This window comes from Cupriavidus pauculus (genome assembly GCF_008693385.1).
Taxonomy (GTDB): Bacteria; Pseudomonadota; Gammaproteobacteria; order Burkholderiales; family Burkholderiaceae; genus Cupriavidus; species Cupriavidus pauculus_D.
The window spans coordinates 1134438-1156400 of sequence record NZ_CP044067.1; the positions used below are offsets into that span (position 1 = coordinate 1134438).

Below are 21963 nucleotides of genomic sequence, written 5' to 3' on the forward strand. Positions count from 1 at the left end.
GTTTCTTTCGTTGTTGACGTCATTTGCCGGATGCCTTAGAGTCGGGCCCATGAGCTTTGGGACTCGCGGGCGCAAGCCTCCCCCCAGGGACGTAGGAGTAAGCAACACAGTAAGCAGCACAGTAAGCAACACAGTAAAAGCCCGCCGACAGGCGGGCTTTTACGTTCTTCGCTTCAACTCACGCAAGTGTGCATCCGTCGGTGCAACACCGTCTCGTCCTTAAGCAAATCCAGTCATCAGCAGCGCGGTCCTCTCGCTCGCATCGCGAAGCAGATCATTGCCCCCACCGTCAGCGCCCCCGCTGCAATCGACAGTGACACACCGAAGCTGCCCGTGCGCGCCACCGTCGTTGCCGCCAGTGGCGGTCCGGCGATCTGGCCCACGGCGTAGATCGCCGTCATCAGGCTGATCAGCGTCGGGGAGCGCGGGCCCGCCAGGCGGTGGGCTTCGCGCATCGAGACGGCGATCAATGCGGTGAAAGGCAGGCCTACCAGCACGCTGCTGAGCGCGAGGCCGTTCGTCGATTGCCATGCTGCCGCGAGCGCGACGCCGACCGCCTGTGTGAGGTACAGCCCCGCCAGCATGCGCCAGTTGTCCCGATGGCTGCCGACGCGCGTGACGAGCGCCGCGCCGATTGTCACGCCCACGCCGAACAGTGGCCAGAACAGATCCACCCAGATGCTGCCCGGCATCGCCTGCCGCGCGATGACGGGCAGGAACGTCGCGGTGATGATGTAGCCGAAGCCGGCCAGCCCGTAAGCCGCGGTTAGCGCGAGCGCGCGCGGGGCGAGCCACGGCGCCGAACCCCCATCACCGGCCCCATCACCGGCCCCATCGCCGGGCCCATCGCCGGGCCGCGTTCCCACGCCGGTGGGCCATGGCGTGAGCACGCGCCAGATCGCCGCGACGAGTACCGCGCCCACGCCGGCAAAGCACGCCCACCCCTGCCGCGCGCTCCAGTGCATCGCCGCCATCGCGAATGCGGGGGTCCCAGTGAGAACGATGCCCACCCCCGTGCCGCAGAACATCAGCCCGATCCACGTGGGACGGCCAAGCCCAGTCAGCCCCTGCATGCACCATGCCGTCGCGTGAATCATGACCAGCGCGCTCGCCATGCCGGCCAGCGCGCGCCAGAGCATCCATAGCGCCAGACTGCCGGGCAACGCCATGGCAAAGGTGAGCAGCACCGTGAGCACCAATGCGTATCGCGCCGTACGCGCGGACTCCGTACGCCAGACCAGACCGAGCAGCGATCCCGCGAGATAGCCCGCGTAGTTCGCAGTGGCCAGCGCCCCACCCTGCGAGAGCGTGACGGTGCCGTCGTGCAGCATCATCGGCAGCAGTGGCGTGAATGCAAACCGGCCGATGCCGAGCGACACCGCAAGGCAGACGAGTCCTGCAACGGCCACGGTCCATGGGCCGGTCACCGGCCTCGCGCCGTCAGCGCCCTCGACAGCCCTCGCGATGGCCATCAGTGCGTGGCCCCCGCCGACTCCCTGACGTCCTGCACCGTCGCCAGCGATGTCGCGACCATGACCTCGATGGCCGCAATCAGCGTCCGCACATCGAGGCTCGGTGCCCCGGGATGATGGGCGGCCATCTCCGGCAGATACGGCACGTGCACGAACCCGCCGCGCAATGCCGGCCGCTCCGTCGCGATGTAATGCGCGAGCGAATAGAAGATGGTGTTGCAGTTATAAGTGCCCGCCGTCTGCGACACCGACGCTGGAATGCCCGCCTCGCGCAATGCGCGCACCAATGCCTTGATCGGCAGCGTCGAGAAATAACCGACCGGACCGCCCCCGACCACCGGCACATCGACGGGCTGCCGCCCGGCATTGTCCGGAATGCGCGCATCGACGATATTGATCGCCACGCGTTCGATCGACACATCGGGACGGCCGCCTGCCTGTCCGAGGCACAGCACGAGCACGGGATCGACCGTCTCGATATGGCCGATCAGCGCCTGCCGCACCTCGCCAATCACGCAAGGCAACTGGCGCGCCACGATGCGCGCCTCACCGACGACGCGCCCGTCCACCGCACGCACCGCCTCCCATGAAGGGTTCAGCGTCTCGCCATCGAATGGCTCTATGCCCGTTACCAGTACTGTGTCCATGGAATCCCCCGTGCACGAAATCATCGAAACAGATATCGTAAGCATCTGATCCGCATTCCTGAAATGGATATTCGATATCCATGACATTCACAGCATGAATCTATCCCGCGTCGATCTGAATTTGCTCGTTACGTTCGAAGCGCTCTACCAAACCCGCAATGTCACGCTCGCGGGCCAGCGCCTGAACCGCGCGCAACCGTCGGTCAGCAACGCGCTCACGCGCCTGCGCGCGCTGTTCGGCGACGATCTGTTCGTGCGGGGTACCGCCGGCATGCAGCCGACCGAATTGGCGCACGCGCTGATGCCCGGGATATCGCTCGCGCTCGATCATGTCCGTCAGACCATGGGTCAGACCGTGGCCTTCGACCCCGCAGTGCCGGCGGGCCGCCGCTTCACCATCGCCGCCAGCGACTACGCAGACGTCGTGCTGCTGCCGCATGTGATCGGCCGCCTTCGGCGATCGGCACCCGATATCGACCTGCGCGTCATGGCGCTGGACCGCGCCACCATCCACGATCAGCTCGATCACGGCGTGGCGGATGTCGCCATCAGCGGCCACCTGTCCACGCCAAAGCGCATGGTCCGGACGACGCTGTATCGGGAAGATTTCGTCTGCATCGCACATCGCGAGCATCCACTGCTGCGCGGAACCCGCCAGCGCCGCACGATCGATCTCGCGACTTATCTGAAGCTGCCGCATGCGCTGTTCGTCCCCAGCGACGACGGCTCGCGGCGCGGCGTCATCGACGGCAGGCTCGAGCAATTGGGCGAGCATCGCCGCGTGGCCGCGACGTTCTCGCATATCGTCGCCCTGCCGCTCGCCGTCGCCAGCAGCGATCTCGTGGCGACCATGGCCAGACGCGCGGCACAACAACTCGCCACGCCTGATGTCAGGATCTACGAACTGCCGAAGGCACTGACCGAGACCGCGTTCGATATCGATCTGATCCACACGCGGCGGGCGCGCGTGGATGCGGGCGTGACGTGGCTGCGGGAAGAGATCGCCGCAGCCGTGCAGGCGCTTTAGAGGCCGGTCATTTCTTGAGCGGCGGATAGCCCTGCGTGAAAATCCACTCGGTCGCCTTGGCCGGCGTATGGCAGGCCAGGCAGTTCTGCTTGTAGTTGAAGGTGGGCATCGGCACACCGCTTTTCATCGGCAGATTGCGGGAGGCCACGGTCGGCTTGCCATCGTCGAACCACGCCCATCCCCAGCCATCGCCCCACGTGTCACCCTGCGGATAACGCCCCTTGGCATCGCGCACCATCACGAACCATCCGCGAAGTTTCTCCGAATGGCTGACGGTGCCCGTGGTCATCGGCTCGGTTGCCGCGACGTACACTTCCTTCACGAGCACGGTGCCGTCGGGAAAGCTCCCGTTCTTGCGATAGGCATCGATGGTGCCGGGCGAGGCATAGACGACGTGGAGTTCTTCCGAGCCCGCCCCCTGATCCTTGGCGACTGCCCACGTGCCGAGGAAGTTGTATGTGGTGCGATAGCCATCGGGCACCCGCAGCTTGCCCGAAGCATCGACCGCCGCACCGGGCTTGTCGGCCGCCGACGCGTGCGGCGCATGGATGGCAACGCCAATCGACACGGTGGCCACGGCGGCCACTAACGCACCGCGCCACCCGCGACGCACCGATCCTCGATATGCACTCATTTGCCGTTCCCCTGCTTGTGGTGTCAACAAGCATGGTTCAGCACAATGGGCTCCGCAATACTGCCTTGGTAGAACGAGATATGGCCGAGGGCGTGGTCCGCGCTTTCAGTCCGCGATGGCGAACGCGCCGCCCCGCCCAAACACGGCCTCCGCAAAGCGCTCGCCCATCCGCAGGTGCGCGGCCCCGTCGGGGTGGAGTTCGTCCGGCAGCGGCAACTCGCTGGCGTCCTGCTCGCCGTATAGTGCGAGCCCGTCCAGGTAATACAGGTTCGGATCGGTCGCCGCGCGCTGCCGCACGATGTCGCGCAACGTATCGCGGATGACAGCGAGCGTCAGCTTTCCATTCGCGACGTCTGCCGCGTCGCCGCCCGCCAGAAAGGACAGCCGGCCGGCCGCCAGTGCCGTCATATCGAACACGGTGGGACCCGGCGCGTGCTCATGGATCGGGCAATAGATCGGCGAGACGATCAACAGCGGCGTCGTCGGATGCCCCTCGCGAATCGTGTCGAGGAAACCGTGCACCGCGGGCGTGAAGGCCCGCAGCCGCATCAGATCGTAGTTGACGACGTTGATGCCGAGCTTCAGGCTGATGAGGTCGGCGCGCGTATCGCGCATCGTGCGCGCCGCGAACGGGTCGAGCAGTGCGCTGCCGCCGAGTCCGAAGTTGATCAGCTCCACCTCGCTTTTCAATGCCGCGACCGCGGGCCAGGTCGTTGTGGCACTGTCGCCATTCGATCCATGGCTGATGGAACTGCCATGATGGAGCCAGACGCGCCGGCCATCGTTGCCGACGGGTTCGACCGGTGCGGAGGCATGCAGTGCGACGAGCTCCGTGATCTCGCTGTACGGCAGCCAGATCTCGACGCGCTTGTCGTGCGCGGGCAGTCCGCCGAACACGAGCCTGGCAATCTCGCCCGGTTGCGTGGTGGACGTCCCGGCCTTCATATCGAGGATCACGGTATCGCCGCCATCCGCACTGCATTGCCGCACAAGCCGCCCATCGACCAGCAGGTCATAGACGCCAACAGGGCGCGGCGGCATACCGGCATACGAGCGCCGTATGGGAAACACATCGAGCGCGATATCGGTTGCGGCAGTCCGAAAAACGAGCCGGACACCGGAAGGCTGCGCCTCGGCCATCCCAAGCTGCGGATCGGCACACTGCGCACGCGCCCACGCAGGCAACCGGTGCGGCATCAGCCCCCGCGCCGTCGCCTCGAGCTCGCAGGCCCCTCGAAGGATCGATGCGGTGATGGGTACCGTGACCCAGGTGAATTGATCGTTCATGGTGATCGGGAGCAGCGCGGCAAGAAAAGAAACCGCCATGATAATCCCGCGGGAATGCTGTCGCCGTGTGACAACACCCCACTTCGAGGGGCGGCCGGGGCCGAGGCCGGTTTGCTAATCTCGGCGCCTTGCCCGGTTAGTCTTCTCATGAAAAAGCTCCTTCTGCTCGCCCCCGTCCTGCTCCTGGCCGCATGCGCGACTCGCGTCGACTACCAGGCGTCTACCGTCAGCAATCCGCAGGCGGTCGTCCAGCGCATCCTGTATGAGCAGCCCGGCAAGCGTCGCCCCGAACTGGTTCAGGTCACCGACCGCTATATGGAATACGGCCGTGGCGTGAAGACGGTGCCCACGCCGGGCACGAGCACGGAGGCCGACACGACGACGACGATTCGGAAAGGCACCCGTATCTACTACCGGTCCATTGCCGAAACGCGCATCTATCAGAAGAGCAGCCTGTTTGTCGTCGAACCGCGGACGTCGGCAAACCGGCCATTGGCGCAAATCCTCGTCGTCGACGAGGAATCCGCCAAGCGGATGGCCGATGCGCTGGCGACATTGAAGTCGCAGGCGCCCGAGGGAGATTGAGCGCATCGCGAGCGGCAGTTCCCGACCATCAAGGAAACCGCCAATATGGCAGCATGACATTTCCCCGTACGCTGTTTGCCGCAGAGATTCGCGTTCAAGCCAAGACACGCGATTTCACGTTAACCCGAGCAAACAATCAAAACAACGGAGGAGACCCGTCATGCCGTATCGCCACCCCATTCTTGCAGGCGCCCTCGGTGCCTGTCTCGCATTCAGCGCAACGATTGCGGGGGCGCAGCCGGCTGCCTTCCCCACCAAGCCCATTTCGATCGTCGTCCCCAATCCGCCGGGCGGCGTCGTCGATACCTCGGCGCGGCTGATTGCCGACTCGCTGGCCAAGGAGATCGGGCAGGCCGTCGTCATCGACAACCGCGCCGGCGGCAGCGGCAATATCGCGTATCAGCTCGTCGCGCGCGCGCCGAAGGACGGCTATACGCTGCTGGCCTCCTACTCCGCCTATCACGTCGGCAATCCGTCGATGTTCTCGAAGCTGCCGTGGAGCCAGAAGGATCTGATTCCCGTCGCGCTGATCTCCGTGGCGACCAACGTCATTACGGTCAATCCGTCGCTGCCGGCGAACAACCTGAAGGAGTTCATCGCGTATCTGAAGCAGAACCCCGGCAAGGTCAATTACGCGTCGCAGGGCAACGGTTCGCTCTCCCATGTCGGCACGGAACTGTTCGATCAGGTCACCGATACCAGAATGGTGCACGTTCCCTACAAGGGTTCGGGTCCCGCCATTCAGGATGTACTGGCCGGCCAGGTGCAGGTGTTCATCACGACGCCGCCGTCGGTGATCGGGCATATCCAGACCGGCAAGCTCCGGGCACTGGCCGTGACCAGCAAGACGCGGCATCCGATGCTGCCCAACGTTCCGACCACCGCCGAGGCCGGGCTGCCCGGCTTCGAACTGGAAGCCTGGGTGGCCCTGTTCGCACCGGCCGGCACGCCGCCGGAAGTCGTGACGAAGCTCTCCACGAACGTGAAGCAGGTACTCGAGCAATCGGAAACGAAGAAGCGCGCAGAAGGCGTCGGCATCGAAGCGCGCTATCTGGACCCGGCTGGCCTGTCCGCGCTGGTGGCGAAGGATACCGAGTACTGGGGCAAGATCATCAAGGCCAAGAACATCACGGCCGATTGATCGTCGTGGCAACCGCCGACGCCCGCACGGGCGTCGCGGGTCAAGGGCCGCTACCGGCCATAAGCGGTCCTCGAACCATGACTACAACCCGATATCTCCGGTTGAGATGTTGTTGGTGTTAAGCCACTTCACTCATGAATTGGTCATAAGGTCGGCGAGTCAGGTCAAAGCCAGCATCTAGAGCAAGGACCCGATTCTTCACTTCTGCATGATCGGCCCTTGCGCGACCGCGGTAATAGCACTGATTGTTCGCGCCGCCAAGTTCCATCAGGTCACGGAGATCTGCGAGCCCATAATTCGGCAGGTCGGGCGCGATCGCGTGGGCGAACCGCCGGTCAGCAGTATCGAAGCCTCCGCTGCACGAATAGTAGAGGTTAGCGATATGCCGCGCCGTCGAACTCCATGCCTCAGTGTTCTTTTGCGCACGGAACGCCGTCCAGACCGCCGAGTCAATCGTGTGGCCGACCTGGGTCCGAACGTGTTCTTCTACTGCGGCAATGTATGCTTGATCATTCTCGTATACGAAAGCAGCAAGCATGTTGGATGAAGGGTTCTGAGCAAGACCGTGTCGAACAGTTAGCTGCGCATGTTCAGCTAGATGATGATAAATGCCGTCGTTCTCCGAAAGGAATTGGATCAGGAGCGCGACTATTCCAATCCTCGTCGAAACATTGCTGTAGTACTCAGTCGCCGACGCTACCCAGCCTGAGACCAATGCAGGCTCCTTTTTGGCGATTAGTCTCAACACACGAAAGTTAATCGCACGATTGACGTCACAAGGCCCGTCCTCAGTGCGGAAAACAAACTTCCAAAGAATCTTAAAGACGGACTCCGCAACGCCCGCCGAAAATTGTGAAAAGTATTTGCTTTCCAGAAATTTGCTGAGCTCGTCATCGTAGGCAAAGAGAGATTGCATGCCCGCAACGTCTTCCAGCAGTCGATCAAGGATTCGCTTGCTCACTAATGCGGGTTTCGTGAGAACGGATTGAAGCGCCATCCGCATCAAGGCGCGCACTTCATCCTTGTTGGGCCGATGCAGTTCCGCTCCCTCTTTAATGATTGGGTGAGCGGCCAGGTGCCTTTGACGCTGCAAATTTTCCAACCCTTGCTGATCAACGGCATCGAGAAGCCCTGTCTGAGCTTTGACCTTAAGAACGAGGCTCCACTCCCACGACGGCGAATTCGGGTTCTTCTCTTGTTCTTGATCGATCTCTCTAAGGATCTGCTGCGCAGTCAAGTCGTTGTGGAGTTCGGCCAAGCGTTGTAGTTTGAAAACCAAATCACAGACAACAACTGACCAAAGCATAACGACGGCCGAACGATAATTCCCGATTGTGAAGCTTGATTTTACTTCCTCGAAATATGACCTTGTTCTTTCATCCAAAATTTCATCGCTCTTATGATCGATGGAAAAGTTGTCCATTTTTTCTCCGTCCCATTCTCTAATCTGCGAATTTTAACAGATGGGGTAACGACACAGCTGTGCGTTTTTTTAACCGTTAACGGTTTCTTGTCAATTTTTTCAAGGAGAAGATGTCTGGCACCATTGTGCGAGCTCGCAAGTTTGTTGACCTGCCAGGGGGAGGGAAGCGTTTTGTGGATGGCCAGTTGCGTCGGGAGGCACGATTGCTAGCACTCGCCGCCATTGACGCGCTCTACAACTCCTCGGGGATCAGCGGCAGGATTGGGAGAAAATCGCGTCCGGCGCCGGCAAGCCATTTTCCATGCGGGCGCGGGCAGAGGCCGGCCAAGAGCAGCCGGTCAACCCGGACCACTTCGTGGCGGCAAGAAGCGGTCATTCGCTGTCCCTGGGCGCATAATGAGTCCCGCCACTACTGCCACCCACTAAACGATGCGTGAGCCCAGTTTTGAGTTGCATTCCAAAGTAGACGAGGACGGCTTTGTTGCCGTCGTTTGCCCTGACGAGTACTCCGGGTACGTCGGTGAGGATTGGACCCTTCAACAAATGCTTAGCCGGTTTACCGAGCAAATGAACAACGGAACGTTGTTTGCTGTTTGCCTAGGCCCGAATTTGGCTGACCTGCCGCTCCGCATCGCAGACGCACCTTCTAAGCTCAACGCGCAGCGGGAGGTGTCGGGATTCTTGCGCGTTCACCACGGTGGAGCATGGCTGACCGACTACGGCCAATTGACAATGGCCGCACAGTTCAGCGATGAACGTCCGCTGCGTCAGTTTCACATCCGACTACCACTTTCCCCTGGAGAGTACTGGGCAACGTTTCGGCAGTTTGCACGGTCCCATGAAGACCACGTCGAACCAGCGGCGGAATTGGTGATTAGCGCCGCGGAGCCTGGCGATAGTCCTTCGAAATTCGATGCCTTTCCATGGTTTGGCTAATCGCATGGAGCAGCGATAAGGTTGCTAGTGATGTGCCCCGGTGGAGTCCGCACCCGGCCGCAAGCGGACGGCGAGTTCAATCACGCATCAGACTATGATTTCCGAAACCCGAACGTGGTTCAAAGCAGAGGGCGCCACGACCGAAGCCATTGCGGCCCTTCGCTCTGCGAGTCCAATCGGCGTGCCAGAGCGGTATTACGAGTTGCTCGCGTTCAGTAACGGCGGAGAGGGCCCGCTTCCTGTTCAGCCACACAACTTTTGCCTGGACACTGCGGAGATGGCAGCGGCCTCCGCACGCGACGGTAGCCACCAGGAGTTCTTCGCTAAATTCTTTGTCTTCGGAGGAAACGGTGCCGGCGAACTCATCGCATTTGACACGAGAGCCGATGCGCCTTGGCCTATTGTCGCCATCGACATGACGAACATCAACCTCGAGGAAAGCGTGATGTTAGTAGCGTCCGAGTTCGAAGAATTCGTTGCAATGATCGGCTTGGAGACAGGGAACTGAGGAAGCGGACGCCCGCATTGAACGACCGCTTTAGGGCAGCCGAGCTGCTCGCACACCTCGACACACTGGCCGTTAGCGAAGGCGCCCGCGCGCGTATCCCGCAGTTTCCCCTGCTGGCGAACGACAATCTCGTGCTGCGGGAGACGCTGATGATTCGGTTAAGCGTGGCGGGAAGTCACTTCAAATTAGAATGGACGCGGCGACGGAGGAGCGCCTGTACACACGATAGTGACCCGACTGAACTTGGCGTGGGACGCGCAGGCTGGAACCCTTAGACGTCCGCCAGGGTAGGCTTTGCGATCGGCGGGATGATGCCAACCGAAAGTGAGGCGACTGCGCAGGCCGATCCGCGCCAGCCTCAGAACGTCCGCTTCCCTAACCTGCTCGGGTAGCGCCTGCTTTCGTCCTCCGTCGGTGGTATCTCGCTCGCTGCGTGGATGCACCCGATGCCGCGCAGCGTCGCTTCAATGGCCTCATCCAGCGGCGTGTGCGGTTCATCGCCGAGGACGGATTTCAGCTTGTCATTCCTGAGGCGAACCGGCATTTGCCACAGATAGCGCATCTCGCGCATCTCGCGGAGTGTGGCGACGAAGGGCGAGGCCAGCATGAGCCATCGCCATGGGAAGGCCCGCAGTTTGGGCGCACGGCCGCCGCGACGCACCACGACGCGGCGGATGGCTTCGGCCATCTGCCCGCCATCTGCGTCCCAATGGCCTGCCATGTGGAACACCGCAAACGGCGCCAGTGTTTCTCGCCGCGCGAGCAATGCCACCATCGTGCGGGCGACGTCCGGCAGATAGGCCCACTGATGTCCGATGCCCATACGCCCCGGAAGATTGACGACGTCGACAGGACGGCCGGGCTTGACCAGCCCTTGCGAGAACCAGTTATTGCCGGCCTTCGGGCCAAAGAAGTCCCCCGCGCGGACTACGATCGCGCGTGCGCCGCTGGCCGTGGCGGATCGCAGACGCCTTTCCAGCTCGACCCGGATGCCTCCCTTGCGTGTTCGCGGATGCTCGGGCGAGTCTTCCCGCAGTTCCGGGAAGGCGTCCGGTCCGAAGTTATACACGGTGCCCGGCAGCACGATGGTGGCGCGTTGCGCTGTCGCCGCGGCGATCGTGTTATCGAGCATGGGCAGCACCAGTTCGTCCCAGCGGCGATAGCCGGGTGGATTCACCGCATGCACGATGACCGAGCACCCCTCAGCGGCCGCCATGACATCGTTCCGGCGCATGGCATCCCCAGCGATCCACGTGATGCCATCCTCAACCGGCGTGGGACGCGGGCCGCGAGTCAGCGCGCGCACGTTCCATCCCGCGTCCCGAAGCTGTCGAGCGACTTCGCCGCCGATCCCGCCTGTCGCGCCAAGAACCAAGGCTGTCTTGCTGGTCTGCATGTCGAATCTCCCCTGAACTCCCATGAACATGCGAGCATTTTCAATGCACCGGCGTTCGAATAAAATTGGCTAATCTCGTATATCCGTTATAGATTTTTGTATGGCTACCGAACCTAGCTGGGAACTCTATCGCTCATACCTGAGCGTGCTGCAGGAGGGTTCGCTATCGGGGGCCGCGCGCGCTCTGGGGCTCGCGCAACCCACGGTGGGCCGCCATGTCGAAGCACTGGAAACGTCCCTCGGGCTCAATCTTTTCACGCGCTCGCAGACGGGATTGCTGCCCACGCCGGCCGCTCTGGAACTCAAGCCCTACGCCGAGGCCATGCACAGTGCCGCCGCCGCACTGATGCGCGCCGCCGAAAGTCAGGGGGACGTCAAGGGGACCGTGCGCATCAGCGCGAGCGAGATGATCGGCGCGGAGGTGCTGCCGCCCATCGTGGCGGAACTGCAGGCCGCACACCCGGGCCTCAAGATCGAACTTGCGTTGACGAACCGCGTCGAGGATCTGTTGCTGCGCGAAGCCGACATTGCCGTTCGCATGGTCAGACCGAATCAGGACGCCTTGCTGGCCCGGCGCATTGGCGTCGTCGAACTGGGCCTGTATGCTCACCGAGCGTACTTGCGCAAACACGGAACACCGGGAAAAACCGCCGACCTGGCGAAGCACGCGTTGATCGGCTTCGACGAGGAGACGCCGTTCCTGCGAGCCGGGAGCAGGTCGCTGCCCGGCTGGCGTCGCGATGCCTTTGCGATGCGCACGGACAGCGACCTTGCGCAATTCGCGCTGATCCGCGCGGGAGCGGGCATCGGCGTCTGCCAGGTGGCACTGGCCCGGCGCTATCCAGACCTCGTGCGGGTCATGGGCGACGATTTCACGTTTCCACTCGAGATGTGGGTCGCGATGCATGAAGACCTGCGCCACAGCGCGCGCTGCAAGGTTCCATTCGACGCCCTGTGCGTGGGCCTGGAGCACCACGTGGCATGAGCTGCGAGATCATGATGAACCAGCGCGCGTGCCCGGGGGCGGCTCGCTACTGCACATGCAGGATCACAATGCCTTCCGAGATGGTAGGCGCGCTCGCGCCCAGGCCTGCGGCGTTCTGGCCGATCCAGTCCCGGGCGCGTCGGCTGCTTTCATCGACGCCCGATTTGTCTTCGCAGACGGTGACCGAGAAGCCGAATTCGCCGTCTTCGCTTCGCGCTAGCGTGTAGCTGACGAAGCCATTCACCTCGCGCATCAGCGATCCGATCTCGCCAGTGCGTCGTTCCAGGACGTCGAAGAGTTCCTTGGCGCCTGCCCCTGAATATGCGCGTATGACTGTGTGCATGATGGTCACCCAAACGTGATCGCTCGAGTTGGCGCGGGGGCGCCAGACGATCGGTTCTCACAGGCACAGTTGTAGCGCGTTATCCGGGAAATACCAGTTGCCTGACGCTCGACGTCGCCGGGCGACCGGTGCAAGTCACCTACGACGCCACCTTGAAGATAAAGTCCACCTCTACCGAAGCGCCCTTCGGCAACTGCAGGACGCCGATGGACGAACGCGTGTGGATGCCGACGTCGCCGAGCACCGAATACAAGACGTCGGATGCCCCGTCCGCGACTTCGCTTTGCATCGTGAAGTCTGGCGCGCTACGAATGAACACGTTGATGCGCGGCACTGCCTGAATCGCATCTAGCGTGCCGCAGGCTTTTTTGATGAGCGCAAGCGCCCGGAGCGTCGAGATGCCTGCCGCGCGCCGCGCCTCTTCGAGCGAGATGGATTCGCCCACGACACCGATGAAACGTACTACATCCCCGACGCGCGGGAGCTGCCCGGCGATATAGGCGAGGTTCCCATCGACCAGGACCGGGGTGTACTTTCCACCGATCTTGATCTGCTCATTCGGATCGAACCCAAACTCCGCCGCGATATGTTGCAGCTTCTGGTCTCTTGTTTGGCCGCTTGTCATGGGCACCTGTACGGACGCTGTCGGAAAAACATAGAGCGTAATCCATCGCTCCGGGTTTGTCCGACATGAAGGCGAACGCGCGACGGATCAGTCCTCCGCCCCCTGTTCCCCGACATTGCCTACGACCACCGCCTTCAGCCCGTCACGCAATGCCGTCGCCTGGGCCGCGCCGTTCAATTGCTCGAACTCCCGTTGCGCGCTCCGCCAGAGCGGGGCGGCCTTGTCATGCAGCCGCTGCCCTTCCTTCGTGAGCGCGATCAGCCGGCTTCGGCCGTCCGTTGGCGACGGAGTGATCGTCACGTAGCCATCGCGTTCGAGGAAGCCGACCATCTTTCCCATCGCCGTGCGTTCGATGTCGAGCCGCTCGGCGAGCGCGTTGATCGGCGCACTGCCTACCTCGTTCAGTACCGCGAGCGTCATGAATTGGGTAATGCGCAATCCCGCCGGTTCGAGGTGGCTGTCGTAGAGGCGCGAGATCTGCCGGCTAGCCTTCCTCGCGGCAAAGCAATTGCACGCATCGATGCCAAGCGGCTCGTTCAACGGCGACATCTCGATTTCACTCCTCGTTCGGTTGCTACACGCCCTCTGGCGGCTCGATATAGCCCGGCACTTCGGCCGCGAGGGTGCTCTTCAGCACGGCCGTTCCCTTGTCGGCCATGACTTCGTTCTTGCCAGCGGCGAGCGCGTCATAGGTCTGCCGTACGACATCGTCCGGACTGGATTTCGGTACATCGATGCCCTTCGTCAAGTCGGTGTCAACGAAGCCGACGTGCAGGCCGAGGACGTGGATGTTACGCCCTTTCAGATGGAAGCGAAGCTGATTCGTGAAGCTCCACGCCGCAGCCTTCGAGGCGGCATAGGGCGTCAGAATGGGGCGCGGCAGCCAGACGATGTCGGAAAGAACGTTGATGATCGCCGCCTGCGGCTTGTCTGTCAGTACCGCTTCAAAGGCCTGCGAGACACGCACCACGCCATAGTAGTTGGTCTCGAACATCTGTTTCGACTGGTCTTCGGCATCGCCCGCGAGCGGCCCTTCGATCAGGGCGGCGATACCGGCGTTGTTGATCAGCAGCGTCGTATCGGCAGCGATCTTCGCGGCAGCCGCGATCGAGGCTTTGTCGGTGACGTCGATCTTCACGGGCACGATGCCCGGTTCCTTGAATCCGTCGATATTGCGCATGCCCGCGTACACCTTCGCCGCACCGCGACGAACGGCCTCGCGTGCAAACGCCAGGCCGAGGCCGCGGCTGGCGCCGGTGATGAAGACAGTTGCGTTTTTCACGTTCATGACACCCTCCTGGGTTTCGTATAAGAGCATATGCTCTCTTTCGACGCAGAATAGGAGCATATGCACGTAGTGTCAAGAAGGAAGCAGTGGCAACAAGGAGGATGTAGAGATCTCTACACCGTTGAAGAAGCCTATGCCCAGCGGCATGTACGTAGTGCGGTCCTTTCGACCACTCAAGTGAGCGTGCCTTCAGCCGTCCGAGAGCACCTTCAACGCAAGAGGATTCGTGGCGGCCGTCTTCACCGAACCGATGGCGACGACGCTGTAATTGGTGCCCGCATTGACCGTCAGATTGGCTTGAATCGCGGTGGCGGACGTGCCAGCCAGATTCACTTGAACGAGATAGCTCCCCGCGCTCAGATTCAGGTAGTCACTGATGGCGGCGAACGGTACGTTCGCGAGCACCTTCTGACCGTTGACGAGAACATCCACGGCGCCGGCGTCGGGCGCGGCATGCACGACCCGCACACTCGCCTGACCCGCCGGTGGCGGGGTCGTCCGGTCCGTCGCCAGCAGCAGTTGAATGCTGGCCACGAAGTTGGCCGCAATCGCCGTGTAGGTTGCACCGCCATTCAACGTCGGCGATACATCGATGACCGTCTTGCTCGTGCCGGCCGCATTCACCGTGATGCGGTGAGACCCGGCCGGGACATTCAGGTAATTGGAAACGGCCGGATACGGCACATCGCCGAGCACTTTGCTGCCATCTACAAAGACATCGACATTCGGCGCATCGGGGGATGCATGAAGGACCCGCAGCCGCCCGTTCGACGGGCCGTCGTCGTCACCGCCGCACGCGCTCAGCACCACCGCGGAAACCATCGCCAGGACAAGACTCAACAGGATTCGCATAGTCACCTCCGTATCCGTATCGGCATTACCGGTCACTCACCAGCGAAGCCAGCCCGCCTCGAGGGTGCCTCGCTACTGATTGGTAGCAATTTATACGATGGAGTAGCGACGGGCAAGGAATCCGCCGAGTCAGTCCAGCGCGCGGAGTCAGTCCAGCGTGATCTCAGGCCACGGCCTGCCCCAATGGCGGCATGACGTCTGCCGGGATGGGACACACGTAAGGCTGGCCGCCCAGGCGCTGTTCCAGCTCCTGTCGTGCGGCGGCCAGCAAGGCGGGGTTCTGGAAGAGTTCCATGGCCGTACCCGCCATCGTCTTGGCCGCGAGCAGCATGCCCTTGTGCGCGATGGAGCTTTTGCCCTGTGCAACCCACTGCCACGAGTGTGGCGACGTGCCAAACGCGAAACACGCGGTCATGCACTGGGCGGTCGGTGTCACCCAGCTGACGTCGCCGACGTCCGTGGAAGCATGCATGCGCATCGGCCGCGCGCTGTCCAGCGCTTCCACGCCGTCGTACAATGGCTTCGGGTCCTTCCAGGCGTTCTGCAGCATGCGGCCGGCCATCTCGATTTCTTCGGGACGCGTGGTGGCGTGCATCGATGCAGCGAAGCCGAGCTCGGCCTGCTCATAGGACGGCGCCCCGAAATGCGAGAGTTGTCCGTGCATGGCGCGGTTGAGCACATCGTTCAACATGATGTTGGAGCACGCGGAATGCATCTGGATCTGCAACTCGCAGCCCGTCATCAGCGCGGCACCGCGCGCGATGTCGCACACGCGGGCGTAGACCTCCGAGGCATCGGCGTTGCGCGGCGCGCGGATCATGTAGAGCGCTTCCGCCCGGGGTTGCACGACATTGGGCGCCACGCCACCAGCGTCCGTGATCGCGTAATGGACGCGCGCGTCCGGAATCATGTGTTCACGCAGGAAATTCGTGCCGACGTTCATCAGCTCCAGCGCATCCAGCGCGCTCCGCCCGAGGTGCGGTGAGGCCCCGGCATGCGCCGATATACCCGTGAACCGGAAGTACGCCTGCACGACGGCGAGCGATTCGAGGTTCATGATGCCGTTGAACACGCCGGGGTGCCACGTCAGCGCGGCGCCCAGATCGTCGAACAGGCCTGCCCGCGCCATATACGTCTTGCCCCAGCCGCCTTCCTCGGCCGGGCACCCATAGAATCGCACCCGCCCCTGCAGCCCGGCATCGTCCAGCATCTGCTTGACGGCGACGGCCGCGAGGTGTGCGCTCGTGCCCAGCAGATGGTGGCCACAGCCATGTCCATTGCCATTGGCGATTTCCGACGACGGCTGGCAACTCAGGGCCAGGTTTTCCTGACTGAGGCCCGACAGCGCGTCGAACTCGCCGAGAATGCCGATCACGGGACCGCCCTCGCCCGCTTCCGCGACAAACGCTGTGGGGATGCCGGCCACGCCCTCGCGCACGGCGAAGCCTGCCTCTTTCAGGTAATCGATATGCAGGCGCGCCGAATCGCGCTCCTGATAGCCGAGTTCCGCATACCGCCAGATTTCGTCGGACAGTGTCGCGTAACGCTGTCCGTGTTCGTCGACGAAGCGGCTTATGTTTGGGCCGATTTTTGCGCCGATGTTTGCTGCGTGCATTGGGTGGAGTCCTCGTGTTGTTGCAGGGGAAAAGGCGGGAATGCTTTCAGAAGTGGTGGGTGATGCCGACCGTCACGCTGGTCACCGTGCGGCCCGGCGCGCCGATGAACGCGCCGCTGTCGTAGTTGTAGGTCAGGCTCGCCTCGGGCCCATTGCGCATCAGGCCGGCTCGACCGTAAAAGGCGGTCCGCTTCGACAGGAAATGGTCGATGCCCACCGTGCTGCCGTAGCTGTAGTTGCCGTCACGCGACGTGCGCCGATAGCCGAGCGACATGCGAAGCAGGTTGTTGCGCCAGATCTTTTGCAGTCCCAGCAGATAGAGGTTCGAGATATCGCTGCCGTCGTGCTTCGGGACAATGCGGATGTAGGCCGCCTGGCCGATCAGCGGGCCGAAGTCATACATCGCGCTGGCCAGATAGGTATCGGTACGCTGGGACGCCGCTTCGGTGGCGTTACCGTTGCAGCTTCCCTTGACACTTGGGTCGCACCAGCTCTGGCCGAATGCCATCGTTGCCGCAAAGCGGTCGCCGTAGTAGGACCCCATCGCGGTCCGCGCCAACACCGCGGGTCCGACGGTTTGATCCGACTTGAACGAGTAACTGACGTCGCCTGCAAACGGACCGAACCGCGGTGACGCGTAGCGGATGGTCTTGTTCAACCGTGCGAGGGCATCGCCGCTTGCACCCATGCCGAGGTCGGCGACGCCGCCGAGGTATGAGTAGACCGATTCGTGCGCGGTCGCGAGGAACGGATCGGCATAGAGCGCCGCCGCGCCCAGTGACGTGTACTGGCGGCCCAGCATCAACTGCCCGAATTGCCGGTGATGCAGGCCGATGTACGAGGCACGGTTGAACAGCGTGCTGCTGTCCTGCATCGAACCGGAGTCCGACAGGAAGCCGTTCTCGATGCGAAAGAACGCCGTCCACCCCGCGCCAAGCGCCTCTTGTCCGTAGATGCCGAACTTGGACGTGTAGGACCCTCCGCTCTCTACCCGGGCCACGCCGTTGCTGCCGGAGCGCGTGTAGTTGAAGCCGATATCCAGTGTGCCGTACAGGGAGAGCAGCGATTGCTGCGGCGCCACGCCGATGGATCGTGGGCCCAGGCCCACGGCCAGATAGGACACCAGCTGTTCGTACTGGGTCGGCGCCGCGTTGGCCGCCCCCATTGCGCTGAAAAGTACCGCGACACCTGCAAGAGATTTCCTGAACATTGATGCGCTCTGAAGAATGCGTAATGCGTGAATGGGCATGTCGAAAGGCAAAGCGGGTCCCCGGCACGCCGGTGGCGTGCCTGATGCGAACATCGGGGGAAAGACGCGTCAGGCGGCGCGGCGCGACTGTGCGGCGAAGCCCTGGAGCAAGGCGTTGTGCAGCCGTTCCGCGGGACCCGTCAGAACATGGTGGTTGTGCCGCAGCAGGCAGATCGGCTGGGCGGGCAGAGGCTCGGCGATGTCGAGGTACGCCACCCGCTGGCTCAGGAATTCACTGCGCATCGACTCGCTCGACAGGACCAGCAGCAGATTGGCGCGCCAGCAGAGCTCCATGGCGAGGTGGATCGACGCGCATTCCGTCACGCGCAGCGGCGGCTCCAGACCGTTCTCGGAGAACAACCGGCTGAAGGACGACTGCCGGTCGGGTAGCGGATCGAGCGATATCCAGTCGGCCTGCCGCAGTACACGCAAGGAGCGGGCGTTGCGCAGCGGGTGCTCCGGGCGGGCGACGATGACGCTCGACAGCCGGCTGACCTCGATCGACTGGAAGAACCGATCCGGCGATTGCAGGTGCGACGAGACGGCCATGTCGATAGCGCCCTGACGCAACTGCTCCACCAGCTGATTGGGGCGCATTTCCAGGACGCGCAGACGAACGTCCGGATAGGCCGTGCGAAATCCATCCAGCGTGTCGATCATCGGCTGCAGCATGGCGGTCAGCGGCGTGGTGCCAAGCGTGACCGTGCCACCCACGCCGTCCTGCATGTCGTCGAGGTCGGTCTTCGCGTGCTGCACGCTTTCCATGATCAGTCGTGCGTGCGCGAGTAGCCGGTGCCCCGCCGGCGTAAGCCGCGTTCCGGTGCTCGACCGTTCCAGCAGCGTGGTGCCGACGCTCGACTCCAGCTCCTGCACGGTCTTGCTCAGGGCGGGCTGCGTCACGTGGAGCTGACGGGCCGCTTCGTGGATACTCTGGCATTCGGCGATGGTGATCAACGCACGCAACTGGTTCAGTTTCATCTCAGCGCCCCGTTTCGCGGATGCTCGACAGCGCGAACAAGGTCACCACGCCGCACGCCATCATGTAAAGCGCAGGGGCCATCGGGTTGCCTGTCACGCCGATCAGCCAGGTCACCACGGCCTGCGACGAGCCGCCGAAGATCGTGACGCCGATGCTGTAGATCACGGACAGACCGCTGGCACGGACCCCGGCGGGCAGCATTTCCATGATCAGCAGCAGCATGGGCGCCGAAGCGATATTGCCGAGCGCGGTCAAGGTGGCCGTCACCGCAAGCACCAGCGGTACGCTCGGATAGGTATTGATCAGCCAGAATGCCGGATAGATCAGCGTCGTCGTGGCGAGCAGCGCCGCCAGCGCGATGGGCTTGCGGCGCACCAGACGGTCGGCGATGCGCCCGGCCAGCAGCGAGGACACGATCATCGTCGCGCCGGCCACGCAACCGGACAGCAGCGACAGCGACGACGGCATGCCGAGCACGCGGATCATGTACGTCGGCATGTAGAACACCACCAGGTACATGGCGACGGTACCCGCCGTGATGGAAAGCACCCCCTTGAGCACGCTGAGGCCGTGCTCGCGAAACAGCGTCCGCAGCGGGCTGGCCTCATGGGCGTGCTCGGGCAGCGTTTCATCGAGGTTGGCCCGGATGTACAGCCCCACGGGCGCGATCAGCAGGCCGAGCAGGAACGGCAGGCGCCAGCCCCACGCCTCCAGCGATTCGGCGGGCATCAGCGCATAGAGCGCCGTGCCGGTGGCGGCCCCTAGCAGCGCCGCGGCGCCCTGGCTCGCTGCCTGCCAACTGATGCGGTAGCCGCGACGCTGCACGCCGCCTGCTTCCATCAGCATCGACGTGGACGCGCCGATTTCGCCGCCCAGCGAGAAGCCCTGCAGCAGCCGCCCCGCCACGATGATGGCGGGCCCCCAGGCGCCCGCCATGGCATAGGTCGGCGCACAGGCGATGCACAGCGTTCCCACGACCATCAGGCCGATGGTCAGGGTCATGGCGGCCTTGCGGCCGCTGCGGTCGGCATAGCTACCGATCACGAAACCTCCGAGCGGGCGCATCACGAACCCGATGCCGAAAGTCGCGACGGCCAGCAGCAGCGACGCATAGGGGCTGGTGGCGGGAAAGAACAACTTGCCGATCATGACCGCGAAGAAGCTGTAGACGGTGAAGTCGTACATTTCCAGCGCATTGCCGACCGAACACGCGGCGATCACGCGGGACTGGTTGGACGTGAGGGACGGTGCGCGTGCAAGGGTAGCCGGGGCGCCAAGGGTTGCGTCATTCATGAGAATTGTCGAGAGCAGGTAAATGAACCACTGATACGATCCACCGATACGAACCACTGAAACGCATCGCGCGTCCAGCGGACGGCCACTTCATCTAGCAAGGCGCGTACCGCTGCGTCCTTGGTCACAGTATTCGTGGATTCCACACCCGTGCAAAATCGATAATTGTCATCGCGAAAACCTTTGGTTATCGCGAGCCCGCTGCGGGCAAATTAACCTGTCGCACGCACCATCGTCGTGCCCGGGTCACCAATGGCAGGCAACAAATCCGGGCCATTCCCACGGACGGGGCATCACAACCGTTCCACACATTCACGAACGCGAGACACTCCGTCGCTACATTCGTCCCTTTTTCCATACGCGGATCCTTGTGCCGCGTTCTTGTGAGACTGGGGACGGATATGTCTTTCCAAAGACGAGCCATCGCGGGCGCTTGCGCGATGTTTCTGGTGAGCGCCTGCGGTGGCGGTGATGACAGGGACACGGCCGCAACCAACCAGCGTGGCGATGCGCGTTATGTGACCGTGGATACCAACGTGGGTGTGCGAGTCGTGCGGGGCTTCCTCGATGTCTGGGAGCCGCTGACGCGTCTGGTCGATGCCGGCGCGCCCGCGCAGGCGAACGGCTCGTTCCCTGCCGTCGTGGCAAGAACTACAGCGTGACGTCAGCCCGGATCCGACGACCCTCGTGCCCGAGCGGTTCCAGGAGAGGGATAGTTGGACAAGTCCAGGGACATGCGTGTAATCAACGGAAAAGGATTCGACGCATTCCAACATCCAATGCATCGCAAGGCGGGAAGAACCGGGCTATGAGCCAGCATCAGATGGGGTTTCGATCGACCTTGTTTGACGCCGAAGCTGGTGGGCCGAATGGTTACGCGACCGCCTTGAGAGTGAGGGGCAAGCCGTCGACTCTGTTATCCCCGAAGACTGGGGGTGGTGCATCGTCGTGCAGCGAAAACCCTCTCGACTATGGATTGGCTGTGGTCGCGTCGAGGAGGACCCGGCCGACGCCGAGAGATCGACTGGGCGCTCTCCCGCAACGGAGGTGATCTGGTCATGCTTTGTGGCCGCTGAACGGCCCACTCTCGCTGGCGGCCCCTTCCTGCAGCAGCGCCCAGCCCTGATCGTCACCGCCCTTGGCCTCGCGATACCGCCAGACGGCACCGCATTGGGCGCAGTGAAACATGCTGACCGTCTCGGAAAACGATCCGGGAAGCTTGCGGCGCTGCGTATCGGTGATACGCAATGCCGGATGCCCGGGCGCGCCGAGCGTGTCACGCTGAATCGAGAGGCAGTTATCGCAAAGGGGCATACCGGTCTCGATGTCGGGGGAGCAGCCACTGTAGCATCCTTCACGCGATGCGGCGGAATCTTTGCCCTGCGGTGCCTCCATTGCGCCGTCCATTGCGCGGTCCGTTACGCGCGTCCCAGCTTCCGGATCTCCGCGGCGCCGGCCGTCATGCCCGCGCGAATGGCCTCGCACTTCGTTCGATGCGTGGAGCCACGCATGGTCACGTTGGCCACCACGCGCTCGATCCCCGCGGCATAACGCCGGATGAGGTACGTCGGAAACCATACGCCCGGCTCCTGCTGGATGGGGTACACGGCAACCGTATAGGGTGAAGCGGGCAACGTCGGGAAAAATGTCGTCATAGTGTTGTCTCGAGATGTGCGCG

General features: G+C 62.9%; 23 protein-coding genes and 1 pseudogene. 7 read left to right on the forward strand and 17 right to left on the reverse strand.

From position 1 onward, the window contains the following. Positions 1-236: 236 nt before the first annotated feature. Both FOB72_RS23460 and pcp read right to left on the reverse strand, forming a co-directional pair. Entirely contained in the window at positions 237-1472 is a 1236-nt protein-coding gene (locus FOB72_RS23460; RefSeq protein WP_150375076.1) for a YbfB/YjiJ family MFS transporter, read from the reverse strand. Continuing rightward, positions 1472-2119, reverse strand: coding sequence for a pyroglutamyl-peptidase I (gene pcp / locus FOB72_RS23465; RefSeq protein ID WP_150375077.1), 648 nt, complete (start codon positions 2117-2119; stop codon positions 1472-1474). Before pcp ends, FOB72_RS23460 begins: the two co-directional genes overlap by 1 nt. 94 nt (positions 2120-2213) lie before the next feature. On the opposite strand from pcp, the gene FOB72_RS23470 reads away from it, so the two are divergent. Continuing rightward, a complete protein-coding gene (locus FOB72_RS23470; protein WP_150375078.1) occupies positions 2214-3146 on the forward strand; it encodes a LysR family transcriptional regulator in 933 nt (310 codons plus the stop codon). Between the two features lie 7 nt (positions 3147-3153). Here the strand turns inward: FOB72_RS23470 and FOB72_RS23475 are convergent, their stop codons facing one another. Together FOB72_RS23475 and FOB72_RS23480 are read right to left on the reverse strand one after the other, a co-directional pair. Continuing rightward, positions 3154-3780 (reverse strand): cytochrome P460 family protein, encoded by a 627-nt coding sequence (locus tag FOB72_RS23475; RefSeq protein WP_150375079.1) that lies wholly within the window; start codon positions 3778-3780, stop codon positions 3154-3156. Between the two features lie 105 nt (positions 3781-3885). After that, entirely contained in the window at positions 3886-5067 is a 1182-nt protein-coding gene (locus tag FOB72_RS23480; protein WP_150375080.1) for an SGNH/GDSL hydrolase family protein, read from the reverse strand. A 147-nt stretch (positions 5068-5214) separates the two neighbouring features. On the opposite strand from FOB72_RS23480, the gene FOB72_RS23485 reads away from it, so the two are divergent. Both FOB72_RS23485 and FOB72_RS23490 read left to right on the forward strand, forming a co-directional pair. After that, complete coding sequence (locus FOB72_RS23485) at positions 5215-5652, forward strand: hypothetical protein (RefSeq protein WP_150375081.1); 438 nt, start codon at positions 5215-5217, stop codon at positions 5650-5652. A 160-nt stretch (positions 5653-5812) separates the two neighbouring features. Then, positions 5813-6793, forward strand: coding sequence for a Bug family tripartite tricarboxylate transporter substrate binding protein (locus FOB72_RS23490; protein WP_150375082.1), 981 nt, complete (start codon positions 5813-5815; stop codon positions 6791-6793). 118 nt (positions 6794-6911) lie between these two features. Here FOB72_RS23490 and FOB72_RS23495 read toward each other — a convergent pair whose 3' ends face one another. After that, the gene (locus FOB72_RS23495) at positions 6912-8216 is read right to left on the reverse strand and encodes a hypothetical protein (protein ID WP_150375083.1); all 1305 of its coding nucleotides are present in this window, start codon (positions 8214-8216) and stop codon (positions 6912-6914) included. Positions 8217-8645: 429 nt separating this feature from the next. Between FOB72_RS23495 and FOB72_RS23500 the strand changes: the two genes are divergently transcribed. Beyond that, complete coding sequence (locus FOB72_RS23500) at positions 8646-9152, forward strand: hypothetical protein (RefSeq protein WP_150375084.1); 507 nt, start codon at positions 8646-8648, stop codon at positions 9150-9152. A 94-nt stretch (positions 9153-9246) separates the two neighbouring features. Then, on the forward strand, positions 9247-9660 hold the full coding sequence (locus FOB72_RS23505) for an SMI1/KNR4 family protein (protein ID WP_150375085.1): 414 nt from the start codon (positions 9247-9249) through the stop codon (positions 9658-9660). A gap of 358 nt (positions 9661-10018) precedes the next feature. On the opposite strand, the gene FOB72_RS23510 is transcribed toward FOB72_RS23505, so the two are convergent. Then, complete coding sequence (locus tag FOB72_RS23510) at positions 10019-11056, reverse strand: NAD-dependent epimerase/dehydratase family protein (protein ID WP_150375086.1); 1038 nt, start codon at positions 11054-11056, stop codon at positions 10019-10021. A 100-nt stretch (positions 11057-11156) separates the two neighbouring features. Between FOB72_RS23510 and FOB72_RS23515 the strand changes: the two genes are divergently transcribed. After that, the gene (locus FOB72_RS23515) at positions 11157-12041 is read left to right on the forward strand and encodes a LysR family transcriptional regulator (protein ID WP_150375087.1); all 885 of its coding nucleotides are present in this window, start codon (positions 11157-11159) and stop codon (positions 12039-12041) included. A 46-nt stretch (positions 12042-12087) separates the two neighbouring features. Here FOB72_RS23515 and FOB72_RS23520 read toward each other — a convergent pair whose 3' ends face one another. The 9 genes from FOB72_RS23520 to FOB72_RS23560 all read right to left on the reverse strand — a co-directional run bounded on the left by FOB72_RS23520 (position 12088) and on the right by FOB72_RS23560 (position 20285). Next, positions 12088-12384, reverse strand: coding sequence for a hypothetical protein (locus FOB72_RS23520; protein WP_150375088.1), 297 nt, complete (start codon positions 12382-12384; stop codon positions 12088-12090). A 139-nt stretch (positions 12385-12523) separates the two neighbouring features. Further along, on the reverse strand, positions 12524-13009 hold the full coding sequence (locus tag FOB72_RS23525) for a RidA family protein (protein WP_150375089.1): 486 nt from the start codon (positions 13007-13009) through the stop codon (positions 12524-12526). A gap of 87 nt (positions 13010-13096) precedes the next feature. Further along, entirely contained in the window at positions 13097-13558 is a 462-nt protein-coding gene (locus FOB72_RS23530) for a MarR family winged helix-turn-helix transcriptional regulator (protein WP_115954695.1), read from the reverse strand. A 25-nt stretch (positions 13559-13583) separates the two neighbouring features. Further along, positions 13584-14297, reverse strand: a complete 714-nt coding sequence (locus FOB72_RS23535; protein ID WP_150375090.1) for an SDR family oxidoreductase — start codon at positions 14295-14297, stop codon at positions 13584-13586. 189 nt (positions 14298-14486) lie between these two features. Then, positions 14487-15149, reverse strand: a complete 663-nt coding sequence (locus tag FOB72_RS23540; protein WP_150375091.1) for a DUF4397 domain-containing protein — start codon at positions 15147-15149, stop codon at positions 14487-14489. A 163-nt stretch (positions 15150-15312) separates the two neighbouring features. Continuing rightward, positions 15313-16764 carry a M20 family metallopeptidase gene (locus FOB72_RS23545; RefSeq protein WP_150375092.1) on the reverse strand — a complete coding sequence of 484 codons (1452 nt, stop codon included), beginning with the start codon at positions 16762-16764 and terminating at the stop codon, positions 15313-15315. A 46-nt stretch (positions 16765-16810) separates the two neighbouring features. Then, a complete protein-coding gene (locus tag FOB72_RS23550; protein WP_191002389.1) occupies positions 16811-17974 on the reverse strand; it encodes a porin in 1164 nt (387 codons plus the stop codon). 108 nt (positions 17975-18082) lie between these two features. Continuing rightward, complete coding sequence (locus FOB72_RS23555; RefSeq protein WP_150375094.1) at positions 18083-18991, reverse strand: LysR family transcriptional regulator; 909 nt, start codon at positions 18989-18991, stop codon at positions 18083-18085. Position 18992: 1 nt separating this feature from the next. Next, positions 18993-20285 carry an MFS transporter gene (locus FOB72_RS23560; RefSeq protein ID WP_150375095.1) on the reverse strand — a complete coding sequence of 431 codons (1293 nt, stop codon included), beginning with the start codon at positions 20283-20285 and terminating at the stop codon, positions 18993-18995. 440 nt (positions 20286-20725) lie between these two features. Between FOB72_RS23560 and FOB72_RS23565 the strand changes: the two are divergent. Continuing rightward, positions 20726-20938 (forward strand): annotated as a pseudogene (locus FOB72_RS23565) (hypothetical protein); the annotation flags it as partial. A gap of 403 nt (positions 20939-21341) precedes the next feature. Here the strand turns inward: FOB72_RS23565 and FOB72_RS23570 are convergent. Continuing rightward, complete coding sequence (locus tag FOB72_RS23570) at positions 21342-21692, reverse strand: hypothetical protein (RefSeq protein WP_317889563.1); 351 nt, start codon at positions 21690-21692, stop codon at positions 21342-21344. Between the two features lie 11 nt (positions 21693-21703). After that, positions 21704-21940 carry an isochorismatase gene (locus FOB72_RS23575; RefSeq protein WP_150375097.1) on the reverse strand — a complete coding sequence of 79 codons (237 nt, stop codon included), beginning with the start codon at positions 21938-21940 and terminating at the stop codon, positions 21704-21706. Positions 21941-21963: the final 23 nt, after the last annotated feature.

What these genes read in the sequence shown, in the direction of transcription:
- FOB72_RS23460 (WP_150375076.1), bottom strand. Translation starts at nt 1,472, where the DNA reads ATGGCCATCGCGAGGGCTGTCGAGGGCGCTGACGGCGCGAGGCCGGTG.
- pcp (WP_150375077.1), bottom strand. Translation starts at nt 2,119, where the DNA reads ATGGACACAGTACTGGTAACGGGCATAGAGCCATTCGATGGCGAGACG.
- FOB72_RS23470 (WP_150375078.1), top strand. Translation starts at nt 2,214, where the DNA reads ATGAATCTATCCCGCGTCGATCTGAATTTGCTCGTTACGTTCGAAGCG.
- FOB72_RS23475 (WP_150375079.1), bottom strand. Translation starts at nt 3,780, where the DNA reads ATGAGTGCATATCGAGGATCGGTGCGTCGCGGGTGGCGCGGTGCGTTA.
- FOB72_RS23480 (WP_150375080.1), bottom strand. Translation starts at nt 5,067, where the DNA reads ATGAACGATCAATTCACCTGGGTCACGGTACCCATCACCGCATCGATC.
- FOB72_RS23485 (WP_150375081.1), top strand. Translation starts at nt 5,215, where the DNA reads ATGAAAAAGCTCCTTCTGCTCGCCCCCGTCCTGCTCCTGGCCGCATGC.
- FOB72_RS23490 (WP_150375082.1), top strand. Translation starts at nt 5,813, where the DNA reads ATGCCGTATCGCCACCCCATTCTTGCAGGCGCCCTCGGTGCCTGTCTC.
- FOB72_RS23495 (WP_150375083.1), bottom strand. Translation starts at nt 8,216, where the DNA reads ATGGACAACTTTTCCATCGATCATAAGAGCGATGAAATTTTGGATGAA.
- FOB72_RS23500 (WP_150375084.1), top strand. Translation starts at nt 8,646, where the DNA reads ATGCGTGAGCCCAGTTTTGAGTTGCATTCCAAAGTAGACGAGGACGGC.
- FOB72_RS23505 (WP_150375085.1), top strand. Translation starts at nt 9,247, where the DNA reads ATGATTTCCGAAACCCGAACGTGGTTCAAAGCAGAGGGCGCCACGACC.
- FOB72_RS23510 (WP_150375086.1), bottom strand. Translation starts at nt 11,056, where the DNA reads ATGCAGACCAGCAAGACAGCCTTGGTTCTTGGCGCGACAGGCGGGATC.
- FOB72_RS23515 (WP_150375087.1), top strand. Translation starts at nt 11,157, where the DNA reads ATGGCTACCGAACCTAGCTGGGAACTCTATCGCTCATACCTGAGCGTG.
- FOB72_RS23520 (WP_150375088.1), bottom strand. Translation starts at nt 12,384, where the DNA reads ATGCACACAGTCATACGCGCATATTCAGGGGCAGGCGCCAAGGAACTC.
- FOB72_RS23525 (WP_150375089.1), bottom strand. Translation starts at nt 13,009, where the DNA reads ATGACAAGCGGCCAAACAAGAGACCAGAAGCTGCAACATATCGCGGCG.
- FOB72_RS23530 (WP_115954695.1), bottom strand. Translation starts at nt 13,558, where the DNA reads ATGTCGCCGTTGAACGAGCCGCTTGGCATCGATGCGTGCAATTGCTTT.
- FOB72_RS23535 (WP_150375090.1), bottom strand. Translation starts at nt 14,297, where the DNA reads ATGAACGTGAAAAACGCAACTGTCTTCATCACCGGCGCCAGCCGCGGC.
- FOB72_RS23540 (WP_150375091.1), bottom strand. Translation starts at nt 15,149, where the DNA reads ATGCGAATCCTGTTGAGTCTTGTCCTGGCGATGGTTTCCGCGGTGGTG.
- FOB72_RS23545 (WP_150375092.1), bottom strand. Translation starts at nt 16,764, where the DNA reads ATGCACGCAGCAAACATCGGCGCAAAAATCGGCCCAAACATAAGCCGC.
- FOB72_RS23550 (WP_191002389.1), bottom strand. Translation starts at nt 17,974, where the DNA reads ATGTTCAGGAAATCTCTTGCAGGTGTCGCGGTACTTTTCAGCGCAATG.
- FOB72_RS23555 (WP_150375094.1), bottom strand. Translation starts at nt 18,991, where the DNA reads ATGAAACTGAACCAGTTGCGTGCGTTGATCACCATCGCCGAATGCCAG.
- FOB72_RS23560 (WP_150375095.1), bottom strand. Translation starts at nt 20,285, where the DNA reads ATGAATGACGCAACCCTTGGCGCCCCGGCTACCCTTGCACGCGCACCG.
- FOB72_RS23570 (WP_317889563.1), bottom strand. Translation starts at nt 21,692, where the DNA reads ATGGACGGCGCAATGGAGGCACCGCAGGGCAAAGATTCCGCCGCATCG.
- FOB72_RS23575 (WP_150375097.1), bottom strand. Translation starts at nt 21,940, where the DNA reads ATGACGACATTTTTCCCGACGTTGCCCGCTTCACCCTATACGGTTGCC.